This window comes from Flagellimonas onchidii (genome assembly GCF_004804315.1).
GTDB classification, from domain to species: domain Bacteria; phylum Bacteroidota; class Bacteroidia; order Flavobacteriales; family Flavobacteriaceae; genus Flagellimonas; species Flagellimonas onchidii.
In genome coordinates, this window is the sequence record NZ_SRXX01000003.1 from 23,487 (window position 1) to 38,034 (window position 14,548).

Genomic DNA, 14,548 nt, shown 5'->3' on the forward strand with positions numbered 1-14,548 from the left:
GGGTTTTCTGTTCCTTATGTATGGAGTACCCTATTTATGAAGTAATATTTGACCCAAACAAAGACAAAGGCATTTACGCCCTTTCCGTTGTACAGGACCCTGCAATGGAATCCATGTTCGTTGCCTTGAAAAAGGATGAACAGGTACAGGTAAAATTAGCAGAGGTCAACGCAGAACAGCGCATATTGTTAGGGGTGGCACTCATCCCGAATAAACCCATTTACAGGAATCAAGACGGTAAAGAGTTCTATATAACCTTTCCAGAAGATACCATCAAGTTAGCTGCCCATTCTTTCATCAAAAACCACTACAACGGCAACAGTTCAATAGAACACGAGGTACAGTTATCAGGTGTTTCCGTAGTCGAATCATGGATTGTCGAAGATGTTAAAAATGACAAGTCCAATACCTACGGTCTGGAAGCCCCTAAAGGCTCATGGGTAGCCATGATGAAAGTTGACAATCAAGACTTATGGGATGATTATGTAAAAACTGGCAAAATCAAAGGCTTTTCCATTGATGGGCTATTCTCATTGAACAAACTAGAACTAAACAAAGAACAAATGAGCGAAAGCAAAACTACCCTAGAGGTAATCAAAGAAGGGTTTAAAGAAATCAAAGCCCTTTTTTCCTCACAAAAAGAAGAAACCCAAGAAACTGAAACCACTACTGTTGAATTGTCACAGGACAAATTGAAAGATGGTACAGTTGTCGAGTTTGAGGGTGAAAAAATCGAAGTAGGTACTGCACTTTTCATCGTAGGTGAAGAAGGTAGTACACCTGCACCAGATGGAGAACACGAATTGGAGGACGGTAGAAAAGTAACCGTTGCCGATGGTGTCGTTTCTGAAATCTCTGTTGAGGTTGACGAAGATGCTTCAATGGAAGAAATTGAGGAAGCACTTGCCAAACTTTCAAAAGAAGTAAAAGATGAAGTAGTGACCCTTAGAAACCAATTGCAAGAGAAAGACCAAGAAATTGAGCAGTTGAAAACCCAACTTTCTGAAACTCCTGCAACCAAGCCAATCAAACCAACAGAAACCAAACTTTCAAGTACTCCCAAATCCTTGAAGGAAGCAATCAAATCAAACAGAAAATAACAATACTTAACCTACTAAAACAATGCCAACTACAAACACAAACAACCAAACATACCAAGGTGAGGCAGGTACTATCGTAAGGGTTGCACTTCACGAAGCGGAAACCATCAGAAAAGGATTGGTTTCTTTCGCACCTAACGTAAGGTATAAATTCAACATCCCTTCTTTGAGCGATTCAGGGGAATTCTCAAACGCATCTTGCGGATGGAATCCAGAAGGTACAATTACCTTGGATGGTAATTCAGTTACCGTAAAAAGAATCATGGCGCAAAGGGAAGTCTGTAAAGAAACTTTCATTTCTGCCCATAATGAGTTTGACGACATTCTTGAAGCCATTATGGAAGAAAGAATGGAGAAAGCAGCCGAGAAATTCGACAAGGATATTTGGGTTGGGACTTCTGCAACAGCAGGTGAATTCGGTGGACTTGTTCCGTTGTTGGATGCTGATGCAAATGTAGTCAAGCCAACCGCTTTAGGTGCTGCTATCACAAAAACCAATGTTGTAGCTGAACTTGAAAAAGTGGTAGCTGCTATCCCAAGTACCGTTAGAAAGAAAAAAGACCTTAAAATCGTTGTTTCTTCCAATGTTGCCTTAGCCTACGAGCAACTTTTGATTAGCCAAGGTATTACGCAATTGGCGGACGGTGACGAAAAGTCAATGAAGTTCGGAAGGTACATGATTGAGGAAGTACCACACTTGGCGGACAACACCGTCATAGCTTACCAAGCTGCTAACGTATGGGCTGTATCCGATGCTCAGAACCCAGAAAACGAAGTAAGTGCTGTTGATACAGATGCTACTCTATTGGACGGTAACGTAAGAACCAAAATCGTATTCGGTGGTGGTACTGGTTACGGTCACAGTGAAGAAGTAGTTTACTACGTAGCTGCCTAAACCAAATCAATAAACTAACCAAACAAAGAGGGTGGAAGGGCTTGCCCTATCCACCTTTTCTTTTTAACACAAGACAATCAAATGGCATGTAGCATTACAAAAGGTAGGACTGAACCTTGCAAGGACACCTTGGGAGGGGTTAAAGCAGCCTACTTCATCAATTATATAGAAGATGCCTTTACCGTTGCAAGCGGTGAAGCTACTGCAATCAATGCAGGTATTACGGAGGCATTCAAATACGAACTTAGAGCAGATGGGAACAGTTTTGTACAGTCGCCCGTATCCGATAGGAACACAGGTACGACCGTCAACACCCAGACCACGACATTGGCACTTAAAAAGCTTGATAAGGACACTTCTTTGGAGGTTGATTTAATGGCTAAGGGTCGTCCAATCTTGGTAATCCGTGATAGAATGGACAACTATTTTGTTGCAGGTATTACGGAGGGTAATGACCTAACTGGAAGTGACATAAACACAGGTGGTGCAAAATCCGATTTCAACGGTTATAACTTGACCTTTGAGGCACAGGAGGGAAGCGCAGCCCCTTGGTTGGATGCAGCTACCATAACAGCATTGGAAGCACTTGTTTCTTCAAGCAATATTTCAGCATAAAACAACTCTTTCTTTCCATGTTTTAGCCCCGTAACGTCCTGTTATGGGGTTTTTATTTTCTTCCAAATAACCTTCCATTTTGTTATTCCAATATGAATGTCCTACAACCCATAGATACAGCCCAAGAACTGATTTTCATCCCAAGGTTTCAAGCCGATACGGTCAAGATTTCCTTGGTCAATGAATTCACGGAGGTACATACCGATTTGGAACTAGCTGCCACTTATAGCAATGGTTTTATGACGGTTCAATTGACCCATGATTTTTCAGAGGGCGACAACTACACCTTTGAGGTAACGGACACTTCCGATAACCTAATGTACCGTGGGAAAATCTTCATTACAGCCCAAGAGTCACAGAACTACAATCTTAATCAAGACCTACTTACTATATAATGGCAAATTCTACAATCAAAAACGCCAGAAAGCGTACACAGAACCAAGCACCAAAGGAACATTCAATAGCATTCATTGAATTGTCGAGTTATGAAATGCCAGAGGTCAAAGAGACAGTTGGCAAGGATTGGGTACTGTTTGGGAAAAACAACCAATTCTTTGATGACCTATTGGATAGGTACAAAACCAGTACCACCAACATGGCAATCATTGATAGGTATGCCAAACTTATCTACGGGAAGGGACTTGTTACCGAGAATCCAGAATTACAGGACACTATAAAAAGATTGTTCCCGAAAAAGGACGTTAGGAAAATCACCAAGGATTTAAAGCTTTTCGGGTCTGCCACAATACAGGTAATCTATTCCAAAGGGAAAGGTACACTTAGAAAGGTCACGGGTGCTTTTCATATACCAAGGCAATCCGTAGCACCAAATAAACTTAACGAAGATGGGGACATTACCCATTATTGGCATTGTCAGGATTGGAAACAGTCAAACAAAATCGAACCTATTGCGTACCCTGCATTCGGAACAAGCAGGGAAGAAATTGAAATCCTTGAAATAGAACTTGATAAGGTCGATAACCTATACTATGCCCTTCCAGATTATATAGCATCCTTGAACTATTCCAAAATGGAAGATGAAATTGGAAACTATTTTGTGAACCATATCCAAAATGGTCTTTCAGCAGGTTTCGTAATCAACTACAACAACGGAGTACCTACCAAGGAACTTAGGGATAAGGTGGAAAGAACCATCAAGAATAGCGTAACTGGTTCAGCAAATGCAGGTAAGGTAATCATAAGCTTTAACGATAATAAGGAAGCGCAGACCACGGTAGAAGCTTTCCCGACAAATACCAGTCATAAACAATGGGAGTTCTGTACCAATGAGGCAAGAACGCAGATAATGTTGGGTCATAGGGTAACAAGCCCTATGCTTTTTGGTATCAAGGACAATACAGGACTTGGGAACAATGCCGAAGAACTCGAAACAGCTACAAAGTTGTTGTATGCAATGGAAATCAACCCTATACAAGAAATTATCCTTGACGGTTTTCACGAAATCTTAAAAGTAAACGGAATCCAAACTGAACTTGAATTTGAGCAGAATATCAGCTTTGTAAAAGAAGATGGTACAAAACAAGATGAGGGGGAAGCCGTGGAAATGTCAAAGCATCAAGAGCAAGACAATTTTACTGCTAACGCCCTAATTGCTATGGGACAGGATGAATCGGATTTGGAGGGATACACCCTTATAGCTTCCCAACCAGTCAATGTTGAACCTAAATTGGAATTTGAGGCACATTTGGCAGATGCCGTGCAAAGCTCACCAAGTAATGCTTCTAATCAGGATAATGTTCTCTTTAAGGTCAGGTATGTATATGCACCGCAATCTGTTAGTGATAACAGTAGGGAATTTTGTAGAAAGATGGTACAGGCAGGTAAAGTGTACCGTAAGGAAGATATTGAGCAAGCAGGGCAATTGGTCATCAATGCAGGTCTTGGAGCAGGTGGGGCAGATACTTATTCAATATGGAGATACAAAGGCTGTTCCCATGATTTAAAACTTGGCGTGAACTGCAAACACTTCTGGGAAAGAAGGGTATATCTAAAGACCAACAACAAACAGATTTCGGTAAATGAAGCCCAGAGAATGATACTTGACCTAGACCCAGAAAAAAGGGACTTGGCAAGGCTACCACAGAATGAAAAAGAAGTAGCGCAATCTGCATCCCCATCAAATAACCATTGGAAATTAAACTAAGCTATGCCAACAGTATTATTGATAAAAGCAATTGACATAACAAAGAATACGCCACTAGGCGCAAACATAGACGTTAACAAGTACCTCCATGTAATTAGAGAAGCGCAAGTATTTGTTGTCGAGCCAATTTTAGGAACTAAGCTTTACGATAAGGTTCTTGCCGATTACGCAGCCAATACCCTGACTGGTGACTACAAGACCATTCACGAAGAATACATTAAACCAATCCTTTACCATTCAGTTGCAGCAGAATACATTTTGACAGCTTCGTACAATGTTGCAAATGGTGGAATCTTCAAGAACAATCCAGAAAATTCAGAACCAGTAAGCAAGACGGAAGTTGATTTTTTGGTTCAGAACCAGAGGGACAAAGCGGATACCTATATCAATAGGTTGGAAAGATTCCTTTGCGATAAAAATTTACCTGAATACAGACAGGCACAAGACAATAATTATGACCTACAACCAGATACAAGCGATTTGTACGGTGGTTGGAAACTAGATTAACGCCTAACGGCTAATGAGGTTGCATTTTTTGTAACCAAAAAACTTAACCTAAAATGGCAAGCAGTATATCAAGAGGTAGAAAGGATGGTTGTAAAGATTCGATTGGGGGCTTACAGAAGCTTTATCTAGCACAGTTCACCCCTTATAGGCGCAATGCCTTTGGATTTAACGGTAATGTAATTACATCTATTCCAACAACTTTTGTCCACCTTTTTGAACTGACTGGAAACAACACCTTTTCACAATCAAGAAATGGTGACGGTTACGACCAGACTTTAACTGTTGAGTTCAGGAAGCTTGATGTACAGACCACTTTACAGATGATGACCCTTAACTATATCGAGTTACGGGCGTTGGTTCAGGACAGGAACGGCAATTGGTTCATCCTTGGTCTGGAAAACGGATTGGAAAGCGAGGGACTTACCATTGAGACGGGAGATAGCAGGAGTTCATTTAATGGCTATCGTATGACCCTAAAGGGAAAGGAAACCTTATCCGTACCCTTTGTTTCAGACCCTTTCACAAACGGGTTTATTGACGTTTCAGACCCAACAACAGAATACTATCAATTTCAGGATTATCAAGCTGTCCAGTTTCAGGATGGCGAATTTTTCTTATTCAATTAACTATGCCAAGATTAACGGACAAATCAACCTTAACAGCAGTACAGGACACAGATTTACTTCATGTTGTGGACGTTTCAGATACTACCAGTTCACCACAAGGTACATCGAAGAAAGTAAGTAGGTACAATCTATTAAACTCATTTACTGGATTCGATTCTAGGTACTATACCAAAACTATTATTGATGACCTGTTGACCAATAAGAACAATTGGGAGACAGCTTTTGGATGGGGCGACCATTCAACAGAAGGGTACTTGACTTCCGAGACCGACCCAATATTTACAGCTTCACAGGCAGCGAACATAACTTCCCAACATATAACCGACCTGAACAATCTTAGCGGTGCGAACACGGGCGACCAAGATTTAAGCCCATATCAATTGTTGAGCGAAAAGGGACAGGCAAACGGATATGTACCTTTAAATGGAAGTGGTCAAATACCAACGCAATATCTTCCCGATGGTATTGATGACGTTCTGGAATTTGCAGATTTGGCTTCTTTCCCTGCAACTGGTGAATCTGGAAAGATTTACCTAGCTATTGATACCAACTTTACCTATCGTTGGTCAGGTTCAACTTACGTTCAAGTTGGAGGGGGTCAAGCTCCTGTTGATTCGGTCTTTGGAAGAACAGGAGTTATAACAGCATTATCAGGGGATTATTCAGCCTTTTACGCTCCTTTGAGCCATACACACGATTGGATAGAGATAACGGGAAAACCAACAACGTTTACACCTTCTGCCCATACTCATACAACATCCGACATAACCAACCTTTCAAGCTACACAGGGTTTGATTCTAGGTACTTGGGCATATCTGCAAAAGCAGCAGATTCAGACCTATTAGATGGTGTGGATGGTTCTAATTATGCAAGAAAAGATACATCTTCGGAGCAGTTTTTTAATAGTAGGATAGCTATTCAAACAACCACGCCTATACTATCATTAAGGGATACAAATAGTACGGGAAATGCCCACACAGGATATATTTCTTTAAAAGATAGTGGCAATTCGGAAAGGGGATGGATTGGTTTTGGGGATTCAACAAATAACTATCTAAGTCTTTCAAACACCTATGATACTGTCAACGGTGTAAGGATTAATAACCAATGGCGAGTTTGGCATGAAGGTAATGATGGTTCTGGAAGTGGGCTTGATGCAGATTTATTGGATGGTAGGCAAACAACAGTTTCTGGTAATAGGTGGGATGTAATTCCCATAGTAAGTACTATAGGTACGATGGATATTGGAAGATATATCGATTTCCACAGAAGCGATGCAGATGCTTCTGATTGGGAATTGAGATTAGATGCTGTTTCAACAAGTACATTAAGACTACTTTCAACTGCTTCCAATGCCATGTTTGAAGCCTATAAGTCATCTGAAAAATACGCTAGATTGGAATCTAACAATTCAGGTGGTGTTATCAATATGGCATCTTCTGGATTTAGTAATACTATAATTAGAAGTTATGGCACATCTGATTTCTACGGTGGTAATATACACGTCCATAACGGAGATATTAAAATCAACGGCAATTCTTCACCTGCAAAACTTATACTAAACGGTGACACGGGTAATATTGATGATGATGGTAGGGAAGATTGTCAAATAGATTTTCTTAACGATGCAGGTACTAATGGGTATCGAATCGGTGTGGAGAACGGTGCAGGTTCATCTAACATGGTATGGCATCATATCTTGAACGGTACACCAACGGAAAGAATGAGGTTGTCCAATTTAGGCAATTTGACCGTATCTGGGCTGATTACAGCAAACGGTGGGGTAACATTGGGTAGTGGAGATGACCTTTCATTACAAGGGTCAGGTTCTGTTATAAACCATAACACAACTTCCTCTCGTGATAAAATTAGAGTTTGGAACTCTAACCTTTATACAATCGGAATGCAATCGGGTGTCACATTCGGAAGCCTTAGCGATTATGCAATGACATTCCAAATGAACAATGACAGCGATAGGGGGTTTTGGTGGGGGGATGATGCCCACGGTGTGAATCAAGGGGCAATGGCTCTTTCTACCAATGGTTATCTAACAGTTGCCAACCATGCAAGATTTGGTTATAGTGAAACTGATACATCTTCCGTAAGCACCACATATACCATACAGGCAAACGGTACAGTACAGGCAACCAACTTTATACTTTCTTCTGACCAAAGATTAAAAGAAAACATTGAAGATTATTATCCAAAGCCAATATCAGTAAAATGGAAAACCTTTGATTGGATTGAGGGTGACAAAAAACAGATTGGGGTTATTGCCCAAGAACTTCAAGAAAAACATCCAGAGTTTGTTGTAGAAGATGACCACGGAATGTTATCCGTCAAATATACAGACCTGTTGATAGCTAAAATGGCTGAAAAGGACAATCAAATTGAAAATCTCGAAAATGAGGTACAACAATTAAAAACGAAATTGGATTTACTCATAAAGGAACTTTTATAATGGCAGTACCCAATACAACAAATTTCACCCTTCAAGATGTGATAGATGAACTTCCCAACAGTCAAGATGATTTGTTGGAATGCTTTGCTGAATCCAATGATGCAAGTTTTGATTCTGCCTATAAAGGGTCTAAGAACCAATTGCTTAATTTCAGGAACTATGACCATTTCAGGGGGTTTGGAACTAAACAACAAACCGTAGGTTATAGCACGTCCAGTGCTTCATCAGCATGTAACGCTACACAATTCGTATTCTTTATTGAGTACGGAAAAACATGGGCTAACACAACTAAAATCTGGTCAAACTTTGAAGCCACCGTTTTTGCCCCTTCCAGATGGTACAGCGATGGTACAAGGGCTAGGTACTGGAATGGTTCATCATTTACATCTACATCATTTTGTTAAAGAAATATCTACCATACGGAATTATAGCCATCCTATTGGCAATCCTAGTCTTTAGGAAACAGGAGACCGTTACCATAACCGTACCTGAAAAGAAAGGACAGTTTGAAGTTGTCGAGCCTGAGCCAGTAGTTAAGTATGATACCATTTACAAAGAAGGTACAACAAAGATTGTTGCAGTACCCAATCCAGTAAACGAACAACTTTTACAGGAGTATCAAAGCTTAAAAGATTCGGTTTCAAGGTTGGAAAAATACAAGGAAGCAATCACGGAGCGAACCTACAAGGAAACCTTCATGGATTCCACACAACAGATTGTTGTTGAATCAAATGTAATCGGTACTTTGAAATCACAAAAGGTCGATTATACCATCTTTCCACAGCAGATAGAAGTAAAGACCAAAAGACCTAAATACAGCCTTTACACGGGATTGGATGTACAATTGACACCATCAATCCAGACCACACCAAAACTAACCTTAAAAACGCCTAAAATGCTTTACAATGCAGGATACAACTTAAACGAAAAAGCCGTTGTTGTAGGGGCTTCCATAAAACTATTCTAATCCAATGAAATCTTTTGCCCATTTCTTCCAAAACTTAACCTTAGCCAAGAAAACCTTTTTGGCAATTACCCCTTTAATATCAATGCTTATATCAATCAAAGCTGCCTTGATAGGTCTTTTCATCCTTATCACCATTGATTTGTTGACAGGGATAAAGAAGAACCTACACAAGGATAAAGTACCATTCAACCCATTTAAAAAACTGTTCTGGAAAAGCATCAAAAGCTATGCGTTAAGGCAGACTTGGCGAAAGACCTATGAATATGGAATAGGTATTCTGGTTGTACTGGTCTTTGAAGCCTTGGTACTTGGTTCTACGCCAATAGCATTGTTGGGCAAGACATTTTCAATAACCGAACTGTCCGTACTGTTACCTGCTGCAATAGAAGTTTGGTCAATCTTTGAGAACATGGAAGCCGTTACTGGAATGAACTTGTTAAAGCGATTGAAGCCCCTTCTTCCCAAACCGTTACAAAACCTACTAAATGCAAACAAGTAAATCAGGATTGGAACATATCAAACAATGGGAGCAGTTAAGGCTAAAAGCTTATAGACCATTGCCAACAGACCGTTGGACTATCGGTTACGGCAATACGTTTTATAAAGACGGTTCGCCAGTTCAGAAAGGGGATTTGATAAAACCAATAGAAGCCGAGGAACTTTTAAAGGTAGTCGTATCAAAGTTTGAATATGCAGTAAACAGATATGTCAAGGTACAATTGAACCAGAACCAGTTCGATGCATTGGTATCGCTTTCGTATAATGTTGGCAGTCACAACTTCAAACGCTCCACATTATTAAAGGTAATCAACAACAACCCGAACAACTACGGGGAAATAGAAAAGCAGTTTATGCGGTGGGTGCGTCACAAGGGGAAAATTGTTCAGGGATTGATTAACAGAAGAAAATCAGAGGTACATTTATTTAAAGGAAACTGATTTTTTGTACCTTTATTATATGTTTGAATTGGCAGCTATATTGACTATTGTTACATGCCTCCTGACTATTTGGGATAGGTTAAGTAGATTCTTTCCAGAAGTTTCAAAGAAAATTATGCCTGTTTTTCAAATAATCACTAATGCAATATATTTTTTTTTGTATGACCATGTAACATAACAACTTTTTTTGCTACATATAATGATGGACTAAAGTATAAAGCCCCAATTAAGGGGCTTAATTTTTGTCTTTAAATCAGGTACTTATTGGTCAATAATCTGGAAGGTTGCGGACACTCCATTTGCAGCGACCACATATCTAAAGATACTTTCATTAAGGCATCCATCCTTTCCCCAGCGTTCAATCGAAGCTTCAAGGAACTTATAACCGTCTTTTTCAGAATCAATGTTATAGATAAAGACATTCTTTGCTTTATATCCAGAAGATAGTACCATCTCGCTTAGTAGCTCCAACTTCTCTTTCTTCAAGGTTTTATCTATCAATACGATTTCTATTAGCCTCTTTGCCGTCCTTGGGTCTGAACAGTTAATTACGGCATCTACATCAAACAAAGGCGAATCGGGGACAGGATTACCCTGTTCATCCAAAAAAGTAAACTGCTCATTTATAGTGACCTTATAATCATCCACGAACGAAACTTCCAAAAACTCCATGATGGTTTCCCTATCAATCATATTTCTCTCCTGTTTAATATGGGTACTCAATGACCAAGTAATAAATCCCAAAGAGTATCAATCCTATCATAATGACTATAAATAGCCAAAACAATATATCCTTGTATCTTTTTAGCATATAGGCAAATATCTAAATTTAACATTTAATTACTTACAGATTTCCGTTGAATAGAACTTTTTGCCGTCCCAACGCCTAACTACTGCTCCGTTAGAGTAATCGAAGGGCAAAGTATAGACCGTTCCATCATACTTGCTAAAGAGTTTTGTAGTAGTCTCGAATGTCTCTCCCTTCGGTATAAAGAATACGAATTTGGTGGAGCTGCAAGCGTTGTCCCCATAAGCCAATTCAACCTTATCCGTTTCGATTGCCCCTAATACAACTGGTATATCATCTTCCAAGGGCGTGACTTCCCCGTTGCACTCAATGTAATCCCTGTAAGTTTCCAGTTCACCGTCACCATCCAAATCACGGTAATGGAATACACCCTGCCCGTATTCTACACTTGCAGTACTTGAAGCGTTCCAATCTTTTCTTGATACTTCAATCCTTTGTCCATCCTGATACTGGTATCGTACCAGTTCGCAGTAATAATCTTCTTCTTTTTCGCAACCTACCGTACCAGAAAGTATTGCAGTTAAGATTAATACTTTGGAAGTTTTCTTTAATACGTTTAGCCAATAACTTCCTGAAAATTGTCCGACCTTGTTTGCATTTGTTTTCATACTATTTTTGTTTTAGTATGATTCCAACTGCTTATAAATCAGAGTGATTTTTTACTTTCACATAAACGGATTCACCGCTCCGGTAAGTACTACTATTTTTTGTTTTTTGCTCATAAGTGCTAAAAATAAGAAATTCAATTTTCGTTATTTTGGTGGTTATGTTTAATGTTGATTTGTTGACATATCTGGAGAGGTTTTTGACTGAGGAGAGAAAACAACGTTTTATACAAGTACTCCAAAGTCGCACAAAGTACCTTACCGTAGCGATTGAAGATGTTTTTCAACTACATAATACCAGCGCTGTGATTCGAAGTTGTGATGCCTTTGGCATTCAAGAAGTTCATGTGATAGAGGACCGGTTTGGCCAACGCTTGGATAAGAACATTGCAATGGGAGCAGAACAGTGGGTAGATGTTAACCGCTATCAAACCACAACGGAATGTATTGACACGTTACAGGATATGGGTTATCAAATAATAGCCACTACTCCCCATAACGATTCAACATTTCTGGCTGATTTTGAGATAGCATCCAAAACGGCACTTTTTTTTGGAACAGAAAAGGAGGGTCTGAGTGAAGAAGTGATGCAAAAAGCGGATGGTTTCTTAAAAATACCCATGGTAGGGTTTTCTGAAAGCCTTAATATTTCGGTTTCTGCCGCTATAATGATTCAGCAACTTACCCAAAAGCTGCGAGAATCAAATTTGGATTGGGGACTATCCTATAGTGAAATTTTGGAAAAACGTTTAGACTGGACCAAAAAGTCCATCAAAAATGTGGAAGGGATTATCGACAGATACCTTTTAAAATGAAGTTTTTCGTATTTTTAGAAGACAACCAATTTTTAAAAACAAATGACTGTACTACTTTACATTTTAGCAGGAATTATTTTATTGATTTTGGCCGTAATCGCGCCAAAAAGTTACAACGTGTCTCGTTCCATTGAAATTTCAAAACCTAAGAGTGAGGTTTTTGAAAATTTAAGGTTCTTGAAAAATCAGGATGCATGGTCGCCATGGGGCAAGAAAGACCCTAATATGGAAAAGAAGTTTACAGGAACCGATGGGGAGGTTGGTGCTACAAGTTATTGGAATGGAAATAAAGAAGTGGGAGAAGGAGAACAGGAAATCACAAAAATAGTAGATGGAGAGCGTATTGAATCTGAACTACGCTTTTTGAAACCATGGAAGTCTACCTCAGATGCTTATTTGGTTACTGAGGATGCCGGTTCGGGTAACACTAAGGTAACTTGGGGTTTCTCTGGAAAGAATAAATTTCCGACCAGTATTTTTATGTTGTTTATGAATATGGATAAAGCTGTTGGTGGCGATTTTGAAGAAGGATTGGCAAGCTTAAAATCACTGTTAGAGAAATAATTGTTTGATTGCCCTTGAGGGAACCTTAGGGGAGCAACAACTGGATTTCCGCCTTCGCGGGAATGACAAATACATGTATTATGGAACAGAACATGGTAGGCTGGTTTGAGATTCCAGTAATGGATATGGACCGTGCCAAAGCTTTTTACAATGAAGTTTTTCAAATTGAAATCCAGGTACAGGATTTTGCAGGTACTTTAATGGGTTGGTTTCCTTGGGCAGAAGAAAAACCCGGAGCCAATGGCCCTTATTCAACAGGAAAGCCAAAGCCCATATCGAACTGCTTTTGAAGCAGGGTCTGAGCTATCACAGGTAGCCCAACAATTGAACGATAACGGGTTCCTTACCAGTAGGGACAAAAAGTTTCAAGCTGTACAGGTACAGAGGTTGGTCAGCTTATCCAAAGTGATAACCAAAAAAACTCTACCCATTCATCTCCTTTCTTTTGGTATATTGTAAATCTCCCCGAACCGTCACCAGACACTCCAGAATATTCGGTATAAATAATTGCATACAGTATATTATTGATGCCATTAACAAATACTGGATTTGATATAGCTATATCAGCACTCCTTTTCAATAGGGATTTTGAGACAATTTTTCTCAATTTAACCTTTTCGCATGACTTAACTTCCCTTACTATGGATTTAAGATTCTCCTTTGAAAAAATGGTGTCAAAATCAACCGTACGTCCTATGGCAAAATTTGAAACGTCATTATTTCCATCATTCCAAGATTCCACATTCTCCAAATGGGACAGGTCGCCAAATTCCGAGCCTAAAGATATTGTCTTTGGATAGATAAAATGATTTTTACTCCGTTTGGCTATTTTTGTTATAATCGCAATTTCGTCCTCTTTTTGTTGGGAAAAGCAAGATAAATGACACAAAACAGCAATTAGGACAATTATACCGATTCTAAAATTCATGTATATCCTAAAATTTAATCAGAAGTCCATAGTGGAAAAGAAACAAAAGGAATCCATTTACCATTTTCTTTTTTCATGCAGAACAAATCACCATCTGACAGGCTTTCAGAATAAATAAATGCATAATTTTTATCTGGAACAATGACGGGTGTCGTAATCATTCTTGCTTCTCTATCGTCATCAATCTTTTTTATTGCCCTAACACCTTTCAACATCTTTTTCTTATCTAGTTTTCTTATTTCCAATTGTTCAAATCCTTTTTTTATTAGATTAAAATCCTGTTCTGAGAAAAGTTCTTTAAAATCGATATTTTTCCGATTTTCGGTTAGGTTGTAATGAAATAGATTTAAGCCATCCGATTCCACCAGTTTTAGCAACAAAGAGTCATTAGGCTTAAAAGTATCTTTTTTTAGAGCATTTATTTTTCTTAAAGAAGTAAATGCATTAATTACCTGATAATCAATCTCACTTTTCTCATGAGAAACATCAAACCCACTTTTACAGCCCAACAATGACAATACAAATAATGATATTAGAAAATTATATTTCATAAC

General features: G+C 39.1%; 19 protein-coding genes. 15 read left to right on the top strand and 4 right to left on the bottom strand.

Translation table 11 applies throughout. The annotated features are described in order from the left end of the window. The first annotated feature begins 20 nt into the window (after positions 1–20). The 12 genes from E4661_RS03955 (at position 21) to E4661_RS04010 (ending at position 10,274) form a co-directional block, all read left to right on the top strand. On the top strand, positions 21–1,100 hold the full coding sequence (locus E4661_RS03955) for an XkdF-like putative serine protease domain-containing protein (RefSeq protein WP_136465525.1): 1,080 nt from the start codon (positions 21–23) through the stop codon (positions 1,098–1,100). A gap of 22 nt (positions 1,101–1,122) precedes the next feature. Beyond that, positions 1,123–1,995: a hypothetical protein gene (locus E4661_RS03960; RefSeq protein ID WP_136465526.1), complete on the top strand. Its 873-nt coding sequence runs from the start codon at positions 1,123–1,125 to the stop codon at positions 1,993–1,995. An 81-nt stretch (positions 1,996–2,076) separates the two neighbouring features. Next, on the top strand, positions 2,077–2,610 hold the full coding sequence (locus tag E4661_RS03965; RefSeq protein ID WP_136465527.1) for a hypothetical protein: 534 nt from the start codon (positions 2,077–2,079) through the stop codon (positions 2,608–2,610). 92 nt (positions 2,611–2,702) lie between these two features. Continuing rightward, complete coding sequence (locus tag E4661_RS03970) at positions 2,703–3,005, top strand: hypothetical protein (protein ID WP_136465528.1); 303 nt, start codon at positions 2,703–2,705, stop codon at positions 3,003–3,005. After that, positions 3,005–4,774, top strand: a complete 1,770-nt coding sequence (locus E4661_RS03975; RefSeq protein WP_136465529.1) for a hypothetical protein — start codon at positions 3,005–3,007, stop codon at positions 4,772–4,774. Before E4661_RS03970 ends, E4661_RS03975 begins: the two co-directional genes overlap by 1 nt. 3 nt (positions 4,775–4,777) lie before the next feature. Further along, positions 4,778–5,281, top strand: a complete 504-nt coding sequence (locus E4661_RS03980) for a DUF6712 family protein (RefSeq protein WP_136465530.1) — start codon at positions 4,778–4,780, stop codon at positions 5,279–5,281. Between the two features lie 53 nt (positions 5,282–5,334). Further along, positions 5,335–5,907 (top strand): hypothetical protein, encoded by a 573-nt coding sequence (locus tag E4661_RS03985; RefSeq protein ID WP_136465531.1) that lies wholly within the window; start codon positions 5,335–5,337, stop codon positions 5,905–5,907. A 2-nt stretch (positions 5,908–5,909) separates the two neighbouring features. After that, complete coding sequence (locus tag E4661_RS03990; protein ID WP_136465532.1) at positions 5,910–8,369, top strand: tail fiber domain-containing protein; 2,460 nt, start codon at positions 5,910–5,912, stop codon at positions 8,367–8,369. Then, complete coding sequence (locus tag E4661_RS03995; RefSeq protein WP_136465533.1) at positions 8,369–8,773, top strand: hypothetical protein; 405 nt, start codon at positions 8,369–8,371, stop codon at positions 8,771–8,773. The genes E4661_RS03990 and E4661_RS03995 overlap by 1 nt, the downstream gene beginning before the upstream one ends. After that, complete coding sequence (locus E4661_RS04000; RefSeq protein ID WP_136465534.1) at positions 8,767–9,336, top strand: hypothetical protein; 570 nt, start codon at positions 8,767–8,769, stop codon at positions 9,334–9,336. Before E4661_RS03995 ends, E4661_RS04000 begins: the two co-directional genes overlap by 7 nt. A gap of 4 nt (positions 9,337–9,340) precedes the next feature. After that, positions 9,341–9,835, top strand: a complete 495-nt coding sequence (locus tag E4661_RS04005; RefSeq protein WP_136465535.1) for a phage holin family protein — start codon at positions 9,341–9,343, stop codon at positions 9,833–9,835. Continuing rightward, positions 9,822–10,274: a lysozyme gene (locus tag E4661_RS04010; protein WP_136465536.1), complete on the top strand. Its 453-nt coding sequence runs from the start codon at positions 9,822–9,824 to the stop codon at positions 10,272–10,274. Before E4661_RS04005 ends, E4661_RS04010 begins: the two co-directional genes overlap by 14 nt. Before the next feature lie 261 nt (positions 10,275–10,535). On the opposite strand, the gene E4661_RS04015 is transcribed toward E4661_RS04010, so the two are convergent. Both E4661_RS04015 and E4661_RS04020 read right to left on the bottom strand, forming a co-directional pair. After that, entirely contained in the window at positions 10,536–10,967 is a 432-nt protein-coding gene (locus E4661_RS04015) for a hypothetical protein (protein ID WP_136465537.1), read from the bottom strand. A gap of 147 nt (positions 10,968–11,114) precedes the next feature. Beyond that, positions 11,115–11,690 (bottom strand): hypothetical protein, encoded by a 576-nt coding sequence (locus E4661_RS04020; RefSeq protein WP_136465538.1) that lies wholly within the window; start codon positions 11,688–11,690, stop codon positions 11,115–11,117. 158 nt (positions 11,691–11,848) lie between these two features. Here E4661_RS04020 and E4661_RS04025 point away from each other — a divergent pair, with 158 nt between their 5' ends. The 3 genes from E4661_RS04025 (at position 11,849) to E4661_RS04035 (ending at position 13,356) form a co-directional block, all read left to right on the top strand. Further along, complete coding sequence (locus E4661_RS04025) at positions 11,849–12,502, top strand: TrmH family RNA methyltransferase (protein WP_136465539.1); 654 nt, start codon at positions 11,849–11,851, stop codon at positions 12,500–12,502. A 42-nt stretch (positions 12,503–12,544) separates the two neighbouring features. Next, complete coding sequence (locus E4661_RS04030) at positions 12,545–13,066, top strand: SRPBCC family protein (protein ID WP_136465540.1); 522 nt, start codon at positions 12,545–12,547, stop codon at positions 13,064–13,066. Positions 13,067–13,146: 80 nt separating this feature from the next. Further along, the gene (locus tag E4661_RS04035; RefSeq protein WP_205728921.1) at positions 13,147–13,356 is read left to right on the top strand and encodes a VOC family protein; all 210 of its coding nucleotides are present in this window, start codon (positions 13,147–13,149) and stop codon (positions 13,354–13,356) included. Between the two features lie 101 nt (positions 13,357–13,457). Here E4661_RS04035 and E4661_RS04040 read toward each other — a convergent pair whose 3' ends face one another. Both E4661_RS04040 and E4661_RS04045 read right to left on the bottom strand, forming a co-directional pair. Next, positions 13,458–13,994, bottom strand: coding sequence for a hypothetical protein (locus tag E4661_RS04040; protein WP_136465541.1), 537 nt, complete (start codon positions 13,992–13,994; stop codon positions 13,458–13,460). Between the two features lie 14 nt (positions 13,995–14,008). Continuing rightward, entirely contained in the window at positions 14,009–14,545 is a 537-nt protein-coding gene (locus E4661_RS04045; RefSeq protein WP_136465542.1) for a hypothetical protein, read from the bottom strand. Positions 14,546–14,548 lie beyond the last annotated feature (3 nt).

What these genes read in the sequence shown, in the direction of transcription:
- E4661_RS03955 (WP_136465525.1), top strand. Translation starts at nt 21, where the DNA reads ATGGAGTACCCTATTTATGAAGTAATATTTGACCCAAACAAAGACAAA.
- E4661_RS03960 (WP_136465526.1), top strand. Translation starts at nt 1,123, where the DNA reads ATGCCAACTACAAACACAAACAACCAAACATACCAAGGTGAGGCAGGT.
- E4661_RS03965 (WP_136465527.1), top strand. Translation starts at nt 2,077, where the DNA reads ATGGCATGTAGCATTACAAAAGGTAGGACTGAACCTTGCAAGGACACC.
- E4661_RS03970 (WP_136465528.1), top strand. Translation starts at nt 2,703, where the DNA reads ATGAATGTCCTACAACCCATAGATACAGCCCAAGAACTGATTTTCATC.
- E4661_RS03975 (WP_136465529.1), top strand. Translation starts at nt 3,005, where the DNA reads ATGGCAAATTCTACAATCAAAAACGCCAGAAAGCGTACACAGAACCAA.
- E4661_RS03980 (WP_136465530.1), top strand. Translation starts at nt 4,778, where the DNA reads ATGCCAACAGTATTATTGATAAAAGCAATTGACATAACAAAGAATACG.
- E4661_RS03985 (WP_136465531.1), top strand. Translation starts at nt 5,335, where the DNA reads ATGGCAAGCAGTATATCAAGAGGTAGAAAGGATGGTTGTAAAGATTCG.
- E4661_RS03990 (WP_136465532.1), top strand. Translation starts at nt 5,910, where the DNA reads ATGCCAAGATTAACGGACAAATCAACCTTAACAGCAGTACAGGACACA.
- E4661_RS03995 (WP_136465533.1), top strand. Translation starts at nt 8,369, where the DNA reads ATGGCAGTACCCAATACAACAAATTTCACCCTTCAAGATGTGATAGAT.
- E4661_RS04005 (WP_136465535.1), top strand. Translation starts at nt 9,341, where the DNA reads ATGAAATCTTTTGCCCATTTCTTCCAAAACTTAACCTTAGCCAAGAAA.
- E4661_RS04010 (WP_136465536.1), top strand. Translation starts at nt 9,822, where the DNA reads ATGCAAACAAGTAAATCAGGATTGGAACATATCAAACAATGGGAGCAG.
- E4661_RS04015 (WP_136465537.1), bottom strand. Translation starts at nt 10,967, where the DNA reads ATGATTGATAGGGAAACCATCATGGAGTTTTTGGAAGTTTCGTTCGTG.
- E4661_RS04020 (WP_136465538.1), bottom strand. Translation starts at nt 11,690, where the DNA reads ATGAAAACAAATGCAAACAAGGTCGGACAATTTTCAGGAAGTTATTGG.
- E4661_RS04025 (WP_136465539.1), top strand. Translation starts at nt 11,849, where the DNA reads ATGTTTAATGTTGATTTGTTGACATATCTGGAGAGGTTTTTGACTGAG.
- E4661_RS04030 (WP_136465540.1), top strand. Translation starts at nt 12,545, where the DNA reads ATGACTGTACTACTTTACATTTTAGCAGGAATTATTTTATTGATTTTG.
- E4661_RS04035 (WP_205728921.1), top strand. Translation starts at nt 13,147, where the DNA reads ATGGAACAGAACATGGTAGGCTGGTTTGAGATTCCAGTAATGGATATG.
- E4661_RS04040 (WP_136465541.1), bottom strand. Translation starts at nt 13,994, where the DNA reads ATGAATTTTAGAATCGGTATAATTGTCCTAATTGCTGTTTTGTGTCAT.
- E4661_RS04045 (WP_136465542.1), bottom strand. Translation starts at nt 14,545, where the DNA reads ATGAAATATAATTTTCTAATATCATTATTTGTATTGTCATTGTTGGGC.